Raw genomic sequence first — 20,928 nt, 5'->3', positions numbered from 1 at the left:
CTTTTTATTTTTTTAAATTTATAAATTTAAAGTTTTCAATTATGAACAAAAAGTTTCTAAGTGCAATCTTGTTTGGAGCTTTAATGGTTGGCTCCACAAGTACATTTGTTTCTTGTAAGGACTATGATGATGACATCGATGGCTTGCAGGAGCAGATCGATGCAAACAAAAAACAGATTGATGACATCCTTGCTGCAATCAATGGCAAGAAATTCATCGAAAGTTATGCTCCTGTTGAGGGTGGTTATTTACTGACTTTTACCGGTGGCGAAACTTTAACTATCAAGAATGGTGCTCAAGGCGAAAAAGGTGAGCAAGGACTTCAGGGTATTCAAGGCCCGAAGGGTGAAACCGGGGCTACAATTGTTCCGAAGTTCAAGGTAGATGCTGAGAACTACTGGATGATTAGCGTAGATGAAGGTGCAACCTATGAGTATGTATTGAATGACGCAGGTGAGAAAATCAAGGCTGCAGGCTCAGAAGCTAATGTTGAAGAAGCTATCGGAAACTACGTGAAGGTAGACGAAGAGGGTTATATCTGCATTGGAGAGTATAAGACTTCATTCAAATACAATGCTAACGTTCCTTCAATGATCTACAATGAAAAAGATGGAACCATGCAAGTTACTATTGGCGGTCAGTCATATACTTTGTTAATGGAAGGTTCTGCTTTCAACGGTTTACAGAGCATTGCTTTCAGAAAACCCTATGCGGATAATTCAACTGTTGGTGGCTCTGAGGTGGCTAAATTAGATGTTTATGATTGGTTCGAAAAGACTGATGACCCTGGTAAGTGGGAATACAGAAAGGCAACCAGAGAGGATGAGAGTTACAAAAACTGGATTAATGATTCAAGACTCGATCCGGATAATACTCAAGAACCTTTCCGTCTGGTAGGTGTTGTAACCGCTCTTGGGGAAAAAGCAGATGTTAATGCTTATCAACTCTATTCTTATGATGAAGCAGCCAAAGAAAACAAATTGTTTGCCGCCATACCTGGTGTCGCTGAATTTAAAGTTTGGCCTAATCAATATAGTCAAACAGATGCTGAATACTTCTTCTCAGATTCTTATAAAACACGTGCTGTTGATATTCCGGTTTGGAGCGTGCAAGGAACTCCTGAATTGAATAATGGTATTCTGTCAGTGAAGATGATTGCTAAGGAAAACATTGTAGACGGACAAATGTATATGTCTTCTTTGGATGTTACCATGTATAAGCAATACACTTCTTCTTCTGATTATTTCAGTGTTAAATCAAGTTGGGCTAATACAAATTGGATTTTTGCAGCACATTCTCATAGAAATGACAGCAACTGGCCTTTTGGTTTACCTGGTGCTTATGATATGCATTCCGAGAAAAATTCATTTACTTATAATGAATCTTATAATTTGAATGACTCTATAAATGCTTATATGTCTAACGTATCCGGTACCCCGGAATTGTCTGAAATAGGTCTTGAGTATACTCAGAAATTTGAGTTATTGCCAAATAACACTAAATTCATTTTGAATGGCAAGGAAATACAATCTAAACAAGGTATCTTCCAAATCAACGATGGTATCCTTTCTGTAAAAGAACAATATCAGGCATCTGCCATTAACGAATATGCAGCAATAAAACTTACAACGACTGTGAAGTCACAAGTTGAAGGTGTTGCTGACTATGTATTTGAAAATACATTCCCTATTCAAGCTATTCGTAAGGCTGAAGATCCATATACATATAATTCCATCGAATTGATTCCGAATGAAGGCAATCTGTCAATGAACTACAATGCTAGTAAGGCAACTGTTATTGCATTGAATGTTCGTAAGTTTGAATCTGAAATCGGTGGACGTGATATTGTTGCCGGTAACAATGTAGAAGACAGAAATCATCTGTTGCCACTTTATGTATATGATGCGAAAGCAAAAGAATACAAGATGCTTTCTAAGACAGAAGGTCGGGCATACATGAAGAACGACGCGGTTGGTTCTGCCTTGAATTCTGACAACTTGAAGGTTAATGCAAAAGATATCTACTTGTACTACAGAAACGGTGGTGATAATGCAGACAAAGACTCTTTATTCCTGGTTGTAGGGCCAAAGGTAGAATTGGCAGAGACGACTCTTTATGTATCACCTACAGCTAACTCCAATAGTGTTTGGAATGGTACTTGGAAAGATAATGCTCCTTATGCAGTTGGCAATGAATATGATAGAAAATACTTCATGTTGACTCTGAATAAAGTTTCTGTAAATCGCACATTTGCAGTTTCTATCAAGAAAGCATACGAAGCACGTACAATCATTGGTGACTGGAGTGATGCTGCTAACGGCAACTTCGGTATTAAGTCTGAAAACTTCGCTCACATGTATGATGTAACTCCTGCTGATGCTAAAGCTGTATTCGAATTGAATAAAGATAAGCAGAATGCATTTGTACAAGATTTGATGAAGAAGAAGCAATTAGTTGTTGAAGAATCAAATGGCGAATGGAGAATAGCATTCACTGCTCCTATTGATATCAAGAAGGTTGGTAATCTGAAAGTTGATATTTATGATGCAAATGGTTACGATGATACTGACAAGAACCGTAAACCTGATGCAGAAGAATTATGGACTGTAGCTCGTCCGATAGCAGATTTCACCGGTGGTGCTGCACTGAAAGCATTCAACGATCCGAACTTGGCCAAGGATACAGAAATTACTTTGAAGCAATTGATTGAAAATTCTGTAGCTGGCACTAAGACTAAGGCTGAAGACTTCTGGAAGAATCTGATATTGAAAGACTATGCAGGTGAGACAGTTGTTAAATTCAATGGAACTACATTCAATGCCGAAGAAGTCACTGCTCGTGCTGCTTTGTACAAGAAGTCTGTTAAAACTGGTCTCCGCTACATTATGTCTAACGGAACAGACAAAGATGAATACTTCAAGGTAGATCCTACAACTGGTAAGCTGACTTGTATTGCACTCCCGACAGGTACTGAGTTTACTCATACAGTAAATGTGGTTCTGCAGTTCGTTCACGACTGGGGTACTAGTGAGTATGCATACAACGTAACTATCACACGTAAACAAGCTACTAGATAATCTGAGTAGTAGAAAATTGTCTGAATAGACAATTATAAAATCAAAAGGAGGATGTTCCCATAGAACATCCTCCTTTTTTTCTAGAAACTTTTTTCTCCTCACTTTGCTTCCACACTTCCACCCACCTCCTGCATCCCTCTATCCATCGGCATTTGCCCCGCTGTGGAAGCATCCTCCAAAGGTGGAAGCAAATTTTGCTTCCACCTACTCAAAACGCTATAGTTTTACTGCAACTCACTCATTCTTATTTTAATACATCGAACAAATTTTATAAAACACTGATGCCAGTTTCCCCATACTTCTACACCCATCCTACCCATAAAATCTGCAATACCTCTCCCTTATCTTCATCCAAATCCACAACAGCCTCCTCCTCTCCTCAGCATAAAAAATGACCCCGTTCATTTCATTCTCCCTCCACTTTCCACTATCTTTGTCCCCACGATGAAAAAATTTGCCGACGTCATATTGCCTTTGCCTTTGCACAGCTGCTTCACCTATTCCCTGCCCGACGAGTGGGCGGATGAAGTGCAGATTGGTTGCCGGGTGGTAGTACCATTCGGACGGAAGAAATACTATACAGCCATCGTGCGCAACGTGCATTATTGCGCCCCCACCGAATACGAAGTAAAGGAAGTGTCCGCTTTGCTGGATGCCCGCCCGATACTGCTTCCGCGGCAGTTCAAGTTCTGGGAATGGCTCTCCGATTACTATCTCTGCACGCAAGGAGACGTCTACAAAGCTGCCTTACCCTCTGGCTTGAAGCTGGAAAGCGAAACAATCGTAGAGTACAACCCCGATTTCGAATCCGATGTCTGCCTGCCGGAGAAGGAACAGAAGATACTGGATATGCTCTCTGCCGACCCGGAGCAATGCGTGACGAAACTGGAGAAAGAGACCGGCATCAAGAACATACTTTCTGTCATCAAGTCACTGCTCGACAAAGAGGCCATCTTCGTAAAGGAAGAACTGCGCCGTACCTATAAGCCCAAGACCGAAACCCGCGTACGCCTCACCGCCGCCGCCCGCAACGAACACCGCCTACACATCTTCTTCGACGAATTGCAGCGCCGTGCCCCCAAGCAACTGGACCTGCTGATGAAGTACCTGGAACTCTCCGGTTACCTCAGCGGACGAGCTATAAAAGAAGTCTCCAAAGCCGAACTGCTGCAACGTACCTCTGCCACCCCTGCCGTATTCAACGGTCTTGTGGACCGTGGTGTATTCGAAGTCTACCAGCAGGAAATAGGTCGCATAGACAAAGCACTCCTCAAAGAAGTCATCCCCGTCAACCCGCTGAACGAGCACCAGCAACGCGCTTATCACTCCATCTTAGAGAATTTTCAAAGCAAGAACGTCTGCCTGCTACATGGTGTCACGGCAAGCGGCAAGACCGAAGTCTATATTCATCTGATAGAAGAAACCATCCGGCAAGGAAAGCAGGTGCTCTATCTCCTGCCCGAAATAGCTCTCACTGCACAAATCACAGAGCGCCTGCAACGCGTATTCGGCTCCCGACTGGGCATCTATCACTCCAAGTTCCCCGATGCCGAACGGGTGGAAATCTGGCAGAAGCAGCTGTCGGAAGCAGACTATGACATTATTCTCGGCGTCCGCTCCTCCGTTTTCCTTCCTTTCCGCAACCTCGGTCTTGTGATTGTGGACGAGGAGCACGAAAACACTTACAAGCAGCAAGACCCCGCCCCCCGCTATCATGCCCGCAATGCAGCCATTGTACTCGCCTCCATGTACGGCGCCAAAACTCTGTTGGGTACGGCAACCCCTTCTGTAGAGACTTGGCACAATGCCACATCCGGCAAGTATGGCCTTGTGGAACTGAAAGAACGCTATAAAGAGATACAACTGCCGGAGATTATCCCCGTAGACATCAAGGAGCTGCACCGCAAGAAGAAGATGAACGGTCCGTTCTCCCCACTGCTCCTACAATATATCCGCGAGGCGCTGGAACAAAAAGAACAAGTCATCCTCTTCCAGAACCGCCGCGGCTTCGCCCCCATGATAGAGTGCAACACCTGCGGCTGGGTACCCAAGTGCAAGAACTGCGACGTCAGCCTCACCTACCATAAGGGGCTGAACCAACTGACCTGCCACTACTGTGGCTACACCTACCAACTGCCCCGCATCTGCCCCGCCTGCGAGGGCACTGACCTGCGCAACCGCGGCTTCGGCACGGAAAAAATAGAAGATGACATCAAAGCCCTCTTCCCCGACGCCCGCGTAGCCCGTATGGACTTGGACACCACCCGCACCCGTACCGCCTACGAGCGCATCATCTCCGATTTCCAGCAAGGCAAGACGGACATCCTGATAGGCACGCAAATGGTGTCCAAGGGTCTGGACTTCGACCACGTCAGCATTGTGGGCATACTCAATGCCGACACCATGCTGAACTATCCCGACTTCCGCGCCTACGAGCGCGCCTTCCAGCTGATGGCGCAGGTTGCCGGACGCGCCGGACGGAAGAACAAGCGCGGCAGGGTGGTGCTACAAACCAAAAGCATCGACCATCCCATCATCCCGCAAGTCATTGCCAACGACTACGAAGCCATGGTAGGCGGGCAGCTTGCCGAACGCCAGATGTTCCACTACCCGCCCTACTACCGCCTGGTGTATGTCTACCTGAAGAACCGGAACGAGACCCTGCTCGACCTCATGGCACAGACTATGGCCGCCAAGCTCCGCACCGTCTTTGGCAACCGTGTGCTGGGACCGGACAAGCCGCCCGTAGCACGCGTACAGACCCTGTTCATCCGAAAGATTGTCTTGAAGATAGAAACCAATGCCCCAATGGCACGTGCCCGCGAGCTGCTCGTCCAGGTGCAAAAGGAGATGGTGGCGGAAGACCGCTTCAAGTCGCTGATAGTGTATTATGATGTAGACCCGATGTAAATAACTCGTAACTAAAGAAATATGAAGAAGATACTTTTCGTTTGCCTCGGCAACATTTGCCGTTCCTCCTCGGCAGAGGGAGTCATGAAACATCTGATAGAAGAAGCCGGACGTGCGGATGAGTTTTTAATCGATTCTGCAGGCATTCTGTCCTATCACCAGGGCGAACTGCCGGACAGCCGGATGCGTGCCCATGCTGCCCGCCGTGGATACAATCTGACGCATCTTTCGCGACCCGTACGTACCGAGGATTTTTACAACTTCGACCTGATTATCGGTATGGACGACCGCAACATCGACGACCTGAAAGATCGTGCCCCTTCAACCGCCGAATGGAGCAAGATACACCGCATGACGGAATACTGTACAAAGTTTACCCATGCCGACCATGTACCGGACCCCTACTACGGCGGTTCCGAAGGTTTTGAGTATGTGCTGGACATTCTGGAAGATGCTTGTGCGGGGTTACTGCAGAGCATTTAATCCAGCGGCATTACATGATACAGTGTCCCCTGCCTTGACTTCTTGTTCGGTATTTCAAGCTTCTTGAGCGTCCGCCCGAATACGGCAACCTTGTTGATTGCCAGACGGTCACGCGTCTTTGTCTGTAAAGCGGAAAGAATCTGCATGGGCATCATCCATTGCCCCTCTTCATCCTCTTCTGCCGCACGGAAATGGCTGTGAAAGAGTTGTTCCAGTGGGGTGAGCTGTTCAAATTCCCGGTTCGTCCGCTTCAAGATGGCTTCATCGGCATCATCCAGCCAGTAGCGCTCACCTTTGGCTACGGCATTCAGAGCTTGTGCATAGAGCTGGCGGTAGTTGATGGTGACATTTGTATCGATGGGGCCGGTGACCTCAATGCAGATGAAACGGCGGCTGCCACTGGGGTCGGACAGCAAGTCCTTCTGGTTGCTGGTGCCGATGAAGGAGGCATACCGCCGCATCTCACGGATGGTGCTGCCGTAGGGTTTGCGCAGGTTGGCAACCGGTTTCTGCAGCAGATGCTTCAGGAAGCCCTGCTGGTTGATGTTGATTTGATCGAACTCATCGATGTTGACGAGCAGAAAGCGTCCCAGGCTGCGCTCCGCTTCCTGCCTACTCTTGAAGTCGATGCTGTCCGTATAGCCGAAACGCAGCTCCGGTGGCAGCAAAATGCGGCAAAAGGTGGATTTCCGGAACCCTTGGGAACCGACAAGCAGAGGAGAAGTATTGTTTCCGTGTTGCCGGTCCATTCCACGCCAGTGTGCCACCATGCCCAGGAACCAGCGGTAGAACAACTCCCGCCAATGAGGATTGTGGCACGGGACGAGATCGGCCAACGCCCGGATGCGGTCTTTCCCGTCCCAGCGGCCGGTATCGTAAAGGTATTCTTCGACGGGATTATAGAGTGGCACGTAGTCTGAAGTAAGGAAACGGTTGATGTCGCGGTCCCATACGCGGATACCCTCCTTCAGGGCATTCATGGAGACCGTACTGCGGGCACGCTGGTCAGCAGGCTTGAAATAGAAATGGACGGAGTCGCGCTGACGGTATTCCAAATCATCCAGAACGGTGTTGTAGCGGAACTCATACCGGCGGCCCATAAACTCTTCCAGCCGGAAAACGCTCTCCTGCTCTTGCGTCAGACTGCTCTTTTTCCCGAAGCCTTTAAGCTCTTGATATAGGTTATGAATCGTTTGACGAACAATGAATTCATCCGCTTCCCGGTAATAGTGCATCAATGTCTGGCGGACTACTTCCTCTTCGGGGATGCCTGCCTTGAAACAATGTTCGGCCAGAGGCACCAGCAGTATCCGTAAATCCCCCTCCCGTTTCCAGCCGTCCAATTCGCGGAATGCACGGTCAAGGGCTGATTCGAAGAGTATGGCGAAGGTGTCCGAGGCTTTACTGTCCGGATGCAGCCGCAACAGCGGATTCTTTTCTGCGAGTTTTCGTTGCCGGAAGTTCTCTTCCTCGGGCATGCCGAGGGGCTGTTCCAGGCAGAAAGGTACAGCGGCAGGATTGTAGTATGGATATCCGTCCAGAGTCATGCGGCAACTCTGGGTAAGGGAAGGTTCTTTCAATGTAATGGCAAACGGCAGTAAGGGCTGGTAGCACTTCACCGCCATACGGTAGGCGTGGGCATGAAACAAGGTGGCATCGCTCTCCCGCTTCGGCGTTGTGCCGTCGGGCAGGGCAAACAATACCCATATCTTGGCACTCCGTCCGCTGGAACCGCAGAAAGCGGCAAAGGTCTGTGGCAGCAGGGCGGCTTGTTGCTTTACATATTCCGCTTCGGCAATGCCCGACAGACGGTTTACTTCCAGTTGTACGAGTCCGTTATAGTTCTTCATCCGCCGTTCTCCCTCTTGTGTACGGCTATATTCCACGGCAGGGTAGATGCGTGGCAGTTTGTCTATATGTTCGTATTGGGCGCAAGTACCCTCCAGTTGAGGAAGGATGGCCCGGAGGGTCGATACATGTCCGGCTTTGGTTTCGGTTTTCAGTTTTTTAATCAGTGCATCCGCTTCCAGGGTGCTGAGGGCTTCCTTTCCGCTCTCTTTTTCTGCTCTAATCAAGGTAATTTTCATTCTGTTTGTCAGCTTGTTTGGGTAAATATAATTCTCGTAAAGATACGACATCAGGAGGCGGAAAACAAGTATTCAGCAGAATAATTATTAAATAAATGCCTGCTTCCACAAACTATACAGCGTGGTGTCGGAAACCTTTGGATTTCTTTTTTAAAACATAGGCATTCCTTTGCTTTTCTCCCTTTGTTTGTCTACTTTTGTATAGGGAATAGATGACGCCTAACGACCATGAACAGCTCTGCTTACGGTCATGAAGCAATCGCTTGACGACTGTAAGCAGAGCTGTTCATGGCCGTTAGGCGTTTCTCTTCCCAAAGCTTTTACGGATGAAGTACGTAACCCGCACCTATTCCGCATAGGGCGCGAACGTATTGTACAACAACTTAAAAGACATTGAACTATGGCAATTTTATTCGATTGGTATGAGCTCCCAGAACCTAAAGACAAACAGCGGGAAGAAAAGATACTTCATCCGCGCATCCGCTTGAACGGCTCTACCACTACCGACGAACTGCGTCGCAGAATTCAGGAACGCAGCTCGTTGACGGAGACTGATGTCTCGGCGGTACTGGATGCCTTGTCGCACGTCATGGGGGAAGACCTCGCCGAGGGGCGGCAGGTACATCTGGACGGTATCGGCTATTTTTATCCCGTACTGACGAGCACGGAGCCGGTGACTGCCGCGACCAAACGTAAAACCACCAAGATTAAGCTGAAGGGCATCAAGTTTCGTGCCGACCAGGTGCTGAAGAATGAGATAGGCGCTATCAAAGCTAAACCGCTGGGGCTGAATGAGCATTCCCAAAAGCTGAGTGACAAGGAGATTGACAGGCGGCTGACGAGCTACTTCTCTACGCATCAGTTCCTTACACGCAGTGATTTTCAGAGCCTCTGCGGAATGATGCGCTCTACTGCACAGCTTCATATTCGCCTGCTTCGCAGCGAAGGCAAACTCGAGAATGCAGGAAAACTCAACCAACCGATTTATGTACCTTGCACGGGGTATTATGGTAGAGACGAGTAGGTTACGGTAAAACTATAGCGTTTTGAGTAGGTGGAAGCAAAATTTGCTTCCACCTTTTTTGGTTGCTTCCACAGCGGGGTAAATGCCGATGGATAGGGGGATGCAGGAGATGGGTGGAAGTGTGGAAGCAAAGTAGGGAGAAAAAAAATCTAGAGAGTGATGAGAGGCGCGGAAATCATTCTAGATACTTCACCTCTTCACCTAAGGCATCATGGTTCATTTCGCGTATACTGCGATAAAGCTTACCATTTTTCAAATAATAATAATTCTGATAACCAGCAAACTCTATGTTGGCATAGGTTTCATTGTTACGATCTTTGCTTATTTTCCAAGAACTTTCGTAAATCATAGAATCTTTGAAAGTTATGATTGATGTAGAATCTGGACGAAGCTCAAACTTTATGCCGTTGGCAGTAGTAAATATACCGACAAAATCATGTTCTTTTTCGTTGTTGTCACATCCGGTTAGTAGCAGTATTCCCAACAATATTCCTATAATGACTGTTTGTTTCATATTTTTAGTTGTTATATTATAAAAAAGAGTGCTTCAATCGGATGAAGCACTCTCTCTTGTCTGTTTACTTTATTGGCATCTCTTTTCAGAGTTGTCTCTTATCTTCCTGCGGGAGTACCGGCATTTTCATTTACGTGGATTTTGAATTCCTGAGTGAAAGTCTTCCACTTATAACCGAACTTGATAGGAACATAGATTTCATAATCCCAGTTTACAGGAGTACCACTGTGGTTGTAGTAAGTCAGTGTTTCCTTACCAGTTGTTGCATCTACGTTGTAAACTACAGTTGTGTTGGCAGGAAGGCTACCTTCCTTGTAACCAGCCACAGGCTGCAAATTGCCGTCTACCAGTTTCAGGTTAGTCTTAACTTGATCAGTCATCCAGTTGCTCGGAGTACATTCGTAGAATTTGAACAGTTCTTTTTGCAGAGCTGTTGCATTGGGAGCCTCAGAAGCAGTGTAGAAATTACCGTTTTCGTCTGCATTCCAGCAAGTGTAAGTATAAGCACCTGTTACATCTACAGAGCTACCGTTAACAACAGCATCAGTTACTTCTCCTTCTTCCTTATTCACTGTGATAGTCATCGGTTCAATGATGTTGGCATCATAAGCCTTGATAACTTCAGTATGAGCAGCCGGATGTCCCGGAGTTGCATCACCATAGCAAAGGTCTGCAACCAACTTGATAGGAACAATCTGACCTACCAAAGCTTTGGCAGCTTCTGTCGGTTTGGTGTTTTCTCCGAAATTGGATTTTGCATCCGGATCAGCTTCTTGCAATTTGATGTTATAAGTCTTGTGACCTTTCAGAGGATTATTTGCATTTGTACAGAGGTTGTCCTTATAATTGTCAATTGTTGCAGCCAATTCACCTGCAATGTACAATTTTGTGTTGTCAGTACTCAATGTAACAGCACCATCCTTGAATGTCTTGCTGGCAACATCAAAGTACTTATAAGTTCTACCAGCCAACTTTTCAGCATCGAATTCAAAACGTACACCTAGCAATTCAAATGTAGGAGAATAAGGATTCTTCACATTCGCAACGTTCTTATCCTGGAAGTACAGGTATTCCCATGCACCAGTAGCAGGTTTCACGCCGTCTTTGTTCAAGAAACCGTTCACTAAGTCAGTGTAGATATTTACGGTCGGATTATTGTTAGTCTTATCGCCAGTCAATATGTGTCCAGTGGTTTCATTCCATGCAGGATTCCATTCCACGGCACCATAAACTACCGGGTTCACATTGAATACAGTGTTATTGGTGTTTTTCTTCCAATAACGATTGTCATATCCATATCCACCGAATGTAGGTTTGTAGATAGTACGTGTCAATGTAATTTTCAAAGTAGGATATGCCTTTGTCGGATCTTTCCAGAAGAATGTCTTAGTGAATACCATATCTTCGTGATTTTTCCATACCGGATATTTCTTCACGATGTCAGCGTGAGTCAAAGTCCACTCAATGTTATAAGATTCAACTCCGTCTTCTGTATTCTTAATAAGTTTAACCTTACCATAATCTACTCCATCTTGTGCGTCGAAACCGGCATCAGTGTAAACGGCGTGGAATTCCTGCTTGGTCATACCACCCTCTTTTGCACCGTTGTAGATAACTTCGTTCATGGCTACAGTGCCAATCTTGTCTGCGAAATTACCACATTTGAACATGGTGTCATCGTATGTGAAGCCAATCTCACGCATACCTTCTTCTTTCACCCATTTCACCTTGATGTAACGCATAGCTACCAAAGCATTGTTTACAGTATCCACCAACTCTACACGTACCAACGGTTCGCGGCCTACTGCAGTGGCAGATACACCGTCAAGGCTATAGACTTTTGAAGTCATGTGACCATTCATAGGAGAATCGATTTCTGCGAATTTTTGCTGGTCGGTCTTGTTACTATTACCCTCAGGGCCACCCAAAGTAAAATATTCTCCAGTAGCTTTGTAGAAACGGAATGTTAGACCATAGTCTTTGTATTTCTCCAATTCAGCATGTTTTTTGTGATCTGTAGCATCAATCTCTGTTGTGCAAACCTCCACTAATTTTTTCAAGTCGAGTACCTTGTTATACTGTGCATAAACGTCAATCATGTCGTTAGCCTGTGACTCATATGCACAAATAGAGTCGTGATAGTGCACATAGAATCTACCTTCACCATCAGTCTGAACTTCGTCAGCAAAATCACCACCCATATTTCCGTTGTACATCGTACGTGCATTAGCAATGTAGGGAGCCACCTTTGTTTCGTGCAGACGAACATATTCAGAGTTCACATAAACCTGAGTACCATTTTCCTTAAGAGCTTTAGCTTCATCAGCAGTCAGGTTTTCTTTAGCAATAGGAGCCTTTAGAGAAGCCATGTAGAAAGTTTCTTTTCCACTTGCATGACCGCCTGCTTCATTGATGGATTCGGCAACAGTCTTCTTGAATTGTACTGTCAATACATTGTCTTTTATCTTATAGTCAGTAGGCTGGATAGGAGAATTCTCGGAAATCGTTGCGCCAGCTTTGGTGAGGATGTTTTCAGATTTGATGCAATCGAAAGAAGGCATATAAATATCCTCTGTACGTACACCCATATTGGGGCTAACGTGGAAGTAAGCCTCATTTTTGTCTGTAGACACTGTGTACGGCTTGGCACCAGCTTTATTAACGTGGTCAAGTACAGGAGTTTTGGAATGTGCTGTAAACGTACCTTCAGAATCTTTGTCAGTTTGAGGACCGTCTGCATGTTTTGCCATTGCCTTGTACTCTTGTGGAGTATACTGTAGAGTAGTCAATGTAATAGCTGCAATACCATTGATATGACTTGTAGGAATTACAGCCAGACTAGTCAAACGATGTCCGATAATAGACATAACTTGAGCGCTCAATGCATCAACCTCAGCAGCCAAGTCTTTTAGTTTTTCGTCTGTAACAAAGCCGCCTTCCAATTCTTCTTTCAAGTCGTTGATTTTAGTCTCAACTGCCTCCAAAGAAGCCAACTTCTCAATTTGCTTTTCCAGTTCTTTCTTCAAAGCAGTCAAATCTGCCTCGGATACTCCGCCTTCTGTCGAATTAGCCTTGTCCAAAGCTTCCTGAGCTTTGTTCTTGGCCTCGTTTGCGGCACTTTTGGCTTCATCTACAGCCGTCTGCAACGTAGTAACTTTTGCATTCAGGTCATCAAGTGAAGCTTTCTTGTCCAGTTGTTCCTGCAAGTCCTTGATGTCATCATCATAATCCTTACAAGACGTGAACGTACCTGCAGTACCCAACATCAAGGCACTGAACAGGGTCACACTTAGAAACTTCTTGTTCATAATTGAAAACTTTAAATTTATAAATTTAAAAAAATAAAAAGTGAATAATCTCTCATTTCGAATCCCTTCCACATAGCTGTCTGTCATGTGATTTTTTCCGTTACTTCGCAGGTAATGAAATCTTGTTAATTTCGTTAATAATCAGGGAATAAGGAGAAAATAGACCGGTTTTGTTTGGAATAGTAAAAAACAGTCCGTTGGGATATTGGAAAGAGGATTGGAAGTCCAGAAAGATGACAGTGGGAAAGGGATGAAATGAGGCTCTCAAAGAATGAAAGTATGTATTTTTCAGTTCAAAAGGTTGAATGACAGTCCATTGATAGCACCAATGGGAGCTCCGTAAAGACAACACCATTCCGTTCCTCAAAACTCATTTTGAAGACTCCGGAAAATGCGCAACAAATCTATTCTATCCTATCAAAAGAAGTAACGTCTTTTATACTGTACACGCTCCGCTTCTTACAAAAGAAATTACCCTCTGGTTGGCCTCGTCAATCTTTCTGTTGCTGAAAGGCTTCAGATAGGTTTCCGTCACCGTGATGGAGGAGTGCCCCATGGCTTCCGATATGATTCCGGGGTGTATCTCGCAATGGTAAGCCATTGTGGCCCAGGTGTGTCTGGCTGCATAGGTGCTGAGTGCCGACTGCATTCCCAGGCACTGCCTGAGTACTGCCAGCCGCTGGTTGAATCCCCTGAGTGCCGACTGGTATTCCCGGTATGCTGCTTCCGTACCTTCCTCGCTCTGCAGAATGGGAAACAGATAGGGGGAATCGGGATTCCTGTTCGCCACCATCCTGACCATCTGCATGGCTTCGGGTGTGAGTGACACGGTCAGCGCCCGTCCCGTCTTCCGCCTTCTGTAAGACAGCACATTCCCCTGCAGGTCCCTTTTGTGCAGGTACGCCAGGTCCACGAAGGGTATGCCCCTGAGCATGAACATGAGTACGAAGAAAATCCTTGTTCTCTGCTGTGTGTTTGGGAGCGTCCCTCTTTGCAGGCTCCTTTCCGTCTCCCTTACCAGGCTGCTGATGTCGGATGCCTCGAGCGCCTTCTTCCTGTCCGCCCGTGTGCCGGTATATACATGCTCGAACAGTCTGGGTACATACCGTATGTACTTTCGGTCCACTGCCCGGTTATACACCGAGCGTACCGTCTTGATGTAGGTGGATACGGTGTTCCAACTGCAGTTCCTCTGCCTGAGGTAGTTTTCGAATCTCTTCAGTACGGTCGGGCTCAGCTTGCGCATGGGCATCGGTTGCCATTTGGTGAATGCCGAGAATGCATTCACCGCTGACTGGTAGATGTGTGCCGTCCCCCACCTGCCGCTTTCCCGGAGTTCCCCGATGACTGAGGAGAACATCTCTTGTAAGGTAATTTCATTTCTATTCATTTCCAATTTATTTATAAAAGGTTTACCTTACAAGTATATACAATTATAGCTGCAAATACAATGATTTCATATTCCTCATTTTTTGCAATATCAAGTGATTATTGCTGCAAGAGAAAAATGTTTAAGTCATGATAGGGATTGGATGAAGAAGGGAATAAGTAAGAGAAAAACGCTCAGGTATGTATTTCGCAGTACTTGGTATGGTACGAAGATTTAGGAGAAGAATATGCGTTGGAAGTAAAAAAGAATATAAATTATAGAAATAGATGGCATGTGATAAACAAGACTTCATTGTATTAGAATTCCAGTTTTTCTAATATCACAATAAAGAGGATTGTCCATATCTTCTGTAAGTAGGACTGGCTCTATAAGGTTACTTATCTTGCGTCTAAGTTTCCACAATAGAGGAGTATCTTTAAAATAATCGTCATCCAGGCGTTCTACTATCACAGCAATATCTATATCGCTGTCTGCTCTATAATTTCCTTTACTGTACGAACCATAAAGATAAAGGGCCTTTAATGATAACTTCTCCGCTACCATTTCCTTATAGCGTTTGGCAAGGTTTATAGCTTGTTCTTTATCCATAATTGCAACTCTTTAGTTTGGCTCAAAAGTTCAGCACAGTATTTAAGCTCTTCATCAATCTTTCTTTATAAGAGGGGTAACGGGCTTCTATATTAAGAGGTTCAAGCTTGTCTATAAAGTCTAACTGCTCCTCCGACAATTGCTTGTCCAATCCCGTTCTCTCCGCAAGTCTGGATAGTGAATGTATCTTTAGAGGAACTTCCATTAAGCAATTAGTCCAATATGCTTTGAGAATTTTCTCTATTGTTTGATGGCACATGAACCGACATAGAGATAACGGCCTGTAAGCAGCATTGCATTCGCTGTTTCCAAATCATAATCTGACATCTCAATCCAATAAGGTTACTTTACTATCCATATTTCGAGTCTTTAGAACAAAGATGGTTATTATCCTTCAAGCAACAATGATTTGCTACAACATTTTATCCGTTGGAACCATATTGAAGGTATTTACTTTAGTCTTATAATTATATTTTGCAAAGCCTGCTGCATTTCTACTCATTTCTAAATTGTTTATAGAATGAATATAAGATTCAAGAAAGAAACCATTAAAGCTTATTCCTTTGCAACCAAAGTTGGAAGAACTGATCATATACCTGATAAATGCCTTTATCATACGTAATAAAGTCTTTTTCCAGTAGTCCTTTTACAGCTGAAGAGACAGAACTGGCAGATTGTAACTTGTATTTACGTACAAAGTCACCGCTCGAGATAGCCTTGGCTTTCCCTTCTGCCGCAATTGCCATAAATACAATACGCTGCTTTTCGGGCATCTGATATAATAAGGCATCATAGGTGTCAGCAGAAAAGTCCAGAAGGTCGTTAATGGCAGTATCTATCATTGAGGGAATACATATTTCTCCAGTTCCGGTCATGGAAAATAAAATGTTCATAACCTTCTGCATATACGAAGTTATACCATTGAAGCGCTCATATAGCTCTGTTACCACTAATGTATCCAAGCGTTTGCTTGCCCGTTCAAAGTGCTTAAGACAGAACTCCACGTATTTATCAACAGAAATGGGAGGCAGGTTTATCAATGTGACTGATTGGTAGAATGGACGTGCCGGAGAAGTAAACATTGCCCCCATCAGATGCCTATGGGACCCGGAGAAGACAAAGTGGGCATTGGAACAGCGTTGTATATGTGTCCGTAGTGCCGCTTCTATGTTGGGATCGTCTGCATATTTGGTTATTTGCTGGAATTCATCAATGGCGATTAGGCAAGGCTTCCCGGCATTATTCAGATAGGAGAATATCTCATCCAATGTTGCAGAGGGATTAGTTATAGCTCCCAGACCGATTCCCCAGGTAGGCTGTCCATTCATGTCGAATGTTATTTCGGAACGAAGGGAGGCCAGTACATTCAAGAAGGTACCCCATACGGATTTTCCTTTTGGACGTAGTTCATCCAGTACAGCCTTGCCGAAAACATTCACAAAATCGCGTACAGAGCTTGTGGCATAAATATCGATGATGAAAGTGTGGTAATGCTCCTTGATTTCCGGCTGTCCAAAACAATGCCGCAGCAAGTCTGTTTTGCCTAATCTGCGTGGGGAAATCAATGCAATGTTGTTCTCATTCGTCAAAAGTGAGACAATTTTAGCCGTTTCTTTCTCTCTGTCACAGAAATATTCCGGTGATACATAGCCGTTCGTAACAAATGGATTTTTCATATGATTATTGAGTTTACACGCAAATATAAGGAAAATATCACGATAATCATAAGATGATAATCATAAAACGATTATTATTGGAAATGTGTGGTTGACTATCATATGAAATGGCTATTCTTTTCCTCATCCAAAGAATAGAGGAATAGTAATAGCCATTTTCTGTTTTAATCTTGATATTCAATTTCTTCACCAAGAGCTTGACGTATCATATTATGTTCATTGCGATAGAGTTTACCATTACGCAGATAATAATAGTTAAAGTAACCGGCAAACTCAATAGTGGCATACTTTAGTGTATCTCCTTGATTATAGACTTTCCATGTACCCTCGTACGAACTGGAATCATCATATTGAATCAGGGTGGTGGAGTCGGCTCGAAGGTCGAATTGGATACCGGTTTCAGTAACGAATTTGCCTGGAAAAGGATGTGTAGCTGCTGACTTCTTACATGAAGAAAAGCAGATGAGTGAAACTGACACAGTCAAAATGAATAGTATTTTCTTCATATCTGATATTTATAAATGAAAGATTGAAAAAAAGGACGCCCTGCAAGAGGACGTCCCTTTTATTAAATTATATCAAGAATCTCTTCTTAATTATTTGGCACTCGGTGTACCGGCAGCCTTCTTAACGATGACTTTCAGGTTATCCTTGCTCAATACACCCCATTTGTAGTTGACATTTACAGTCAGGAACATGTTGTAGTCAACGTTAACCGGAGTACCATGGTTGTTGAAGTATGCCAAGTGAGTCGGGTCAGCTTTGGCTTCTGTAGCAGTAGACTTAGCTTTTGTCTCATCCCAGTTCATCATCTTCAATGAAGCATTGGTCGGCAATTTACCGTCAGTAGTACCCTCCTTATGCTCATAAGTGCTGGTTGCAGCATTCCAAGCCAAGCTGGTAGTGGTCTTATCAGTCAAGAACTTAACTTCACGCACAGCATAGTAGTCATACAAAGCATGTGCATAAACTTCATCACCAGTGGCCTTGTCAGCTACAGCAGCAGCTACCGGCTTATTATTCCAGTCAGTGAATGTGAAGTTCTTGGCAACGCTCAAGAAGCTACCGTCAATTTCAGCATCAACGAAGTTGTCGCTGATAGAACCGTCGATAGTCAACGGGTTGATGAAGTGTACTTTGAATTCCTGAACCGGAATGACATTGTATTCATTGTATGCAACAACTAACTGTACAGGAACCTCCTTGCCAATCAACTTAAGGGCGGCATCAGTACCGTTCAAGTTATCTTTTTCGTGGAGACGGATGATACTGGAGCATTCATTTACGCTATTACCTAATGTTTCATCATAATTCCAAGGCAAGTTCTTCTTGTTTTCTGTAGCATCAGCACCCATCAGGTTATTGATAGTGGCAGCCAAATCATTAGATTGTTTGTAATCCATAATATCTGCATCCGTTCTACCGATGTTGTTGTTGTCACTCTTGTCTTTGTCTTCTGCTGTCCCTTCAGTCTTATACCACAATTGAGTTTTGTCATCGCTTGTGACAAAGTCTTTCAAATGCGGATAAGTAGTCAAGTCTTTCATGCGTGTTTCGTCAAAGATAAACTTAACCTCTGCACACTCACGAATATACTGGATGAATTGAGCCAAGTTGGCCGGTTTTTCTTTGGTCGGTTCGTATACGAAGCCATTAACCAAGTCAGCTTCGATGTGGCTATAGTCTTTCAGCGCACAACCGTCAGTAATACCCGGATATACATGCGGGTCTTTCTGTGTTCCACCGTCATTTGCAGTAGTGTAAACAATCGGATTCACATTGAAGACACCTTCGCCCTTACCATTCTTCCAGAATGTACCTTGGTATGCAAACTTCTGTGCAGGAACAACGATTGTCTGTTTGAATGTCTGCTTGATATCACCATTCAAACCTTTTCCGTCAACGTACTTAACATCAATTTCAAATGTAGAAGCATAAGTCTTGTTTGCAGCATTGTAAGCCAATGTACCAACAGTCTTCGGGTTCATAGCCCAAACTAAGTTGTAAGATGTATTGTCTTCAGCATCCTGCAATAAGGCAAATACAAGGTCTTTATTGTTTTCAATCGCTTCCTTACCGTCTTTGCCAACTTTGTCAGAACCTTCTTTCCAGTCAGTAGCCACCTTAGAAACATCTAATTTAGACAAATCTACCTTCTTGCCGTCTTTTCTCAGTTCAAGAATCTCCATATCTGTATAGATGCTGTGGAACTGAGTCTTACTCATACTCTGACCACCGTCGAACTTAACCATATGATAGATCTTCTCGTTCATTTCCTTAGAGAACAACTGCTGGAACATATCTTTGCAAGTTACAGTATCGTTCGGGAATGTAATAGCAGCAATCGTTTGATCCTTTTCACCAATCCAACGAATCTTGATGTAACGTACAGCAATCATGTTACCATTATTCTTGTCCCACAATTCAGCACGAATGATAGGTTCGCGACCGATGGAAGTCTTGGAATATTCTGTATCTCCCAACTCTACGTCGTAAACTTCAGACTTCAGCGTATAACCATCAGACAAGATACGACCGAATTCCTGCTCGTCTGTCTTACGGTCACCTTGCAGATACTTGGCTTTTGCCAAAGAGAAACGGAATTCCAGACCATAGTCGGCGTAGTTCGTCAATTCCTTGTGAGAAGCGTGTTGTTTGTCAGTATAAGTATAGCATACAGTAACCAGTGTTCTCAAGTCGAGTGGGCTGTCATATGACTGCTTAACATCAACCAATTGTTCGTTGCCTGATTTATACAAGCAGAGGGAGTCATGATAGTGAACGTATTTACCATCCTGCATTTCGTCTGCAAAATCAGTCGTGAAGTTCTTCGTGAAGTCAATCTTCTTGTTAGCCAAATAAGGATATACAGTAGATTCTTCGATACGGCTGTATTCAGAATTTACAAATACATCTTTACCAGCCTCTTTCTCAGCATCTGTCAGGTTCTTGTCAGCAATAGGAGTCTTCAGAGAAGCCATCCAGAACTTTTCAAGTTTACCATCACCGTGAGCGCTACCGGTTGTGCCGATGCTCTTGCCTACATAATCTGCATTCTTCTTATAAAGAACAGTCATTACACCGTCTTTTACATCGTAGTCTACAACTTCGAGAGGCTTGTTCTGAGAAAGTTCAGGAGCAGCCTTCGTTACGTTCTGAGAGGTAAAGCATTCAAACATAGGAAGCTTAACATCTTCTTTCATTACACCGATGCTCGGGCTAATCTTGTAGCTTACCTCATTCTTTTCGGTAGAAATGCTGAGTGCCTTGGCGCCCTTTACAGCAGTGTGGTCCAAAACCGGGCGATCAGTGTGCTTAGACGGGTCTGCTTCGTGGTCAGCATAGTTCTTGGCAGCAAAAACCTGCGGTGTATACGTCAGTGTCAGCAGTTCAATTGAAGGAATGCCGTTGATGTGCGTAGTTGGAATCAGCGTAAGGCTGGTCAATCGGTGACCAATCAAAGCCATAACTTTAACACTCAGAGTTTCGACATCTGTAGCCAATTTCTTCAAATCAGCTTCAGAAATAAACTCACTTGCCAGACTCTCCTTCAGTTCTTTGATCTTAGTGTCAACAACCTCTAAAGATGCCAGTTTTTCCATTTCTTTTTCCAAAGCATCTTGTAATTTCTCTAAATCAGCTTCAGATACTCCACCTTCGCTTGAACCAGCCTTATCCAGAGCTTCCTGAGCTTTGGCTTTGGCTTCGTTTGCGGCAGTTTTGGCTTCATCTACGGCTGTCTGCAAAGTAGCAACTTTTGCATTTAGGTCATCAAGTGAAGCTTTTTTGTCCAGTTGTCCTTGCAAGTCCTTGATGTCGTCATCATAGTCCTTACAAGACGTGAACGTTCCTGCAGTGCCCACCATTAAGG

General features: G+C 44.4%; 13 protein-coding genes. 4 read left to right on the top strand and 9 right to left on the bottom strand.

All coding sequences use genetic code 11. The features are described 5' to 3' along the window. Positions 1–41: 41 nt before the first annotated feature. The 3 genes from DWY55_RS22315 (at position 42) to DWY55_RS09350 (ending at position 6,470) form a co-directional block, all read left to right on the top strand. Entirely contained in the window at positions 42–3,077 is a 3,036-nt protein-coding gene (locus tag DWY55_RS22315; protein WP_243633648.1) for a PL29 family lyase N-terminal domain-containing protein, read from the top strand. Between the two features lie 444 nt (positions 3,078–3,521). Further along, positions 3,522–5,987, top strand: coding sequence for a primosomal protein N' (gene priA / locus DWY55_RS09355; RefSeq protein WP_117879228.1), 2,466 nt, complete (start codon positions 3,522–3,524; stop codon positions 5,985–5,987). Between the two features lie 21 nt (positions 5,988–6,008). Continuing rightward, entirely contained in the window at positions 6,009–6,470 is a 462-nt protein-coding gene (locus DWY55_RS09350; RefSeq protein WP_005833576.1) for a low molecular weight protein-tyrosine-phosphatase, read from the top strand. On the opposite strand, the gene DWY55_RS09345 is transcribed toward DWY55_RS09350, so the two are convergent. Further along, positions 6,467–8,557: a BT4734/BF3469 family protein gene (locus tag DWY55_RS09345; RefSeq protein ID WP_117879230.1), complete on the bottom strand. Its 2,091-nt coding sequence runs from the start codon at positions 8,555–8,557 to the stop codon at positions 6,467–6,469. The two genes, DWY55_RS09350 and DWY55_RS09345, sit on opposite strands and share 4 nt — an antisense overlap. 400 nt (positions 8,558–8,957) lie before the next feature. Between DWY55_RS09345 and DWY55_RS09340 the strand changes: the two genes are divergently transcribed. Then, positions 8,958–9,581, top strand: coding sequence for an HU family DNA-binding protein (locus DWY55_RS09340; RefSeq protein ID WP_005825839.1), 624 nt, complete (start codon positions 8,958–8,960; stop codon positions 9,579–9,581). Positions 9,582–9,756: 175 nt separating this feature from the next. Here DWY55_RS09340 and DWY55_RS09335 read toward each other — a convergent pair whose 3' ends face one another. From DWY55_RS09335 to DWY55_RS09295, 8 genes are all read right to left on the bottom strand, one after another. Then, positions 9,757–10,095, bottom strand: coding sequence for a hypothetical protein (locus DWY55_RS09335; RefSeq protein ID WP_005825841.1), 339 nt, complete (start codon positions 10,093–10,095; stop codon positions 9,757–9,759). A gap of 98 nt (positions 10,096–10,193) precedes the next feature. Next, complete coding sequence (locus DWY55_RS09330; RefSeq protein WP_117879229.1) at positions 10,194–13,403, bottom strand: hypothetical protein; 3,210 nt, start codon at positions 13,401–13,403, stop codon at positions 10,194–10,196. Between the two features lie 436 nt (positions 13,404–13,839). Next, positions 13,840–14,793, bottom strand: coding sequence for a tyrosine-type recombinase/integrase (locus DWY55_RS09320; RefSeq protein ID WP_120178067.1), 954 nt, complete (start codon positions 14,791–14,793; stop codon positions 13,840–13,842). A gap of 288 nt (positions 14,794–15,081) precedes the next feature. Further along, positions 15,082–15,381, bottom strand: coding sequence for a nucleotidyltransferase domain-containing protein (locus DWY55_RS09315; protein WP_117879227.1), 300 nt, complete (start codon positions 15,379–15,381; stop codon positions 15,082–15,084). 22 nt (positions 15,382–15,403) lie between these two features. Next, the gene (locus tag DWY55_RS09310) at positions 15,404–15,640 is read right to left on the bottom strand and encodes a HEPN domain-containing protein (RefSeq protein ID WP_243633647.1); all 237 of its coding nucleotides are present in this window, start codon (positions 15,638–15,640) and stop codon (positions 15,404–15,406) included. 289 nt (positions 15,641–15,929) lie between these two features. Then, entirely contained in the window at positions 15,930–17,057 is a 1,128-nt protein-coding gene (locus tag DWY55_RS09305) for an AAA family ATPase (RefSeq protein WP_117879226.1), read from the bottom strand. Between the two features lie 164 nt (positions 17,058–17,221). Continuing rightward, positions 17,222–17,563, bottom strand: coding sequence for a hypothetical protein (locus DWY55_RS09300; protein ID WP_005825747.1), 342 nt, complete (start codon positions 17,561–17,563; stop codon positions 17,222–17,224). A 90-nt stretch (positions 17,564–17,653) separates the two neighbouring features. Then, positions 17,654–20,928: hypothetical protein (locus DWY55_RS09295; RefSeq protein WP_243633646.1), on the bottom strand; the 3,275-nt coding region annotated here is incomplete at its 5' end.

Origin of the sequence: Bacteroides sp. AF25-38AC (assembly GCF_003602995.1) — a bacterium.
Lineage (GTDB): Bacteria > Bacteroidota > Bacteroidia > Bacteroidales > Bacteroidaceae > Bacteroides > Bacteroides uniformis.
The sequence above is the reverse complement of the archived record's forward strand: the minus strand, read 5'-3'. Positions and strand labels throughout refer to the sequence as shown.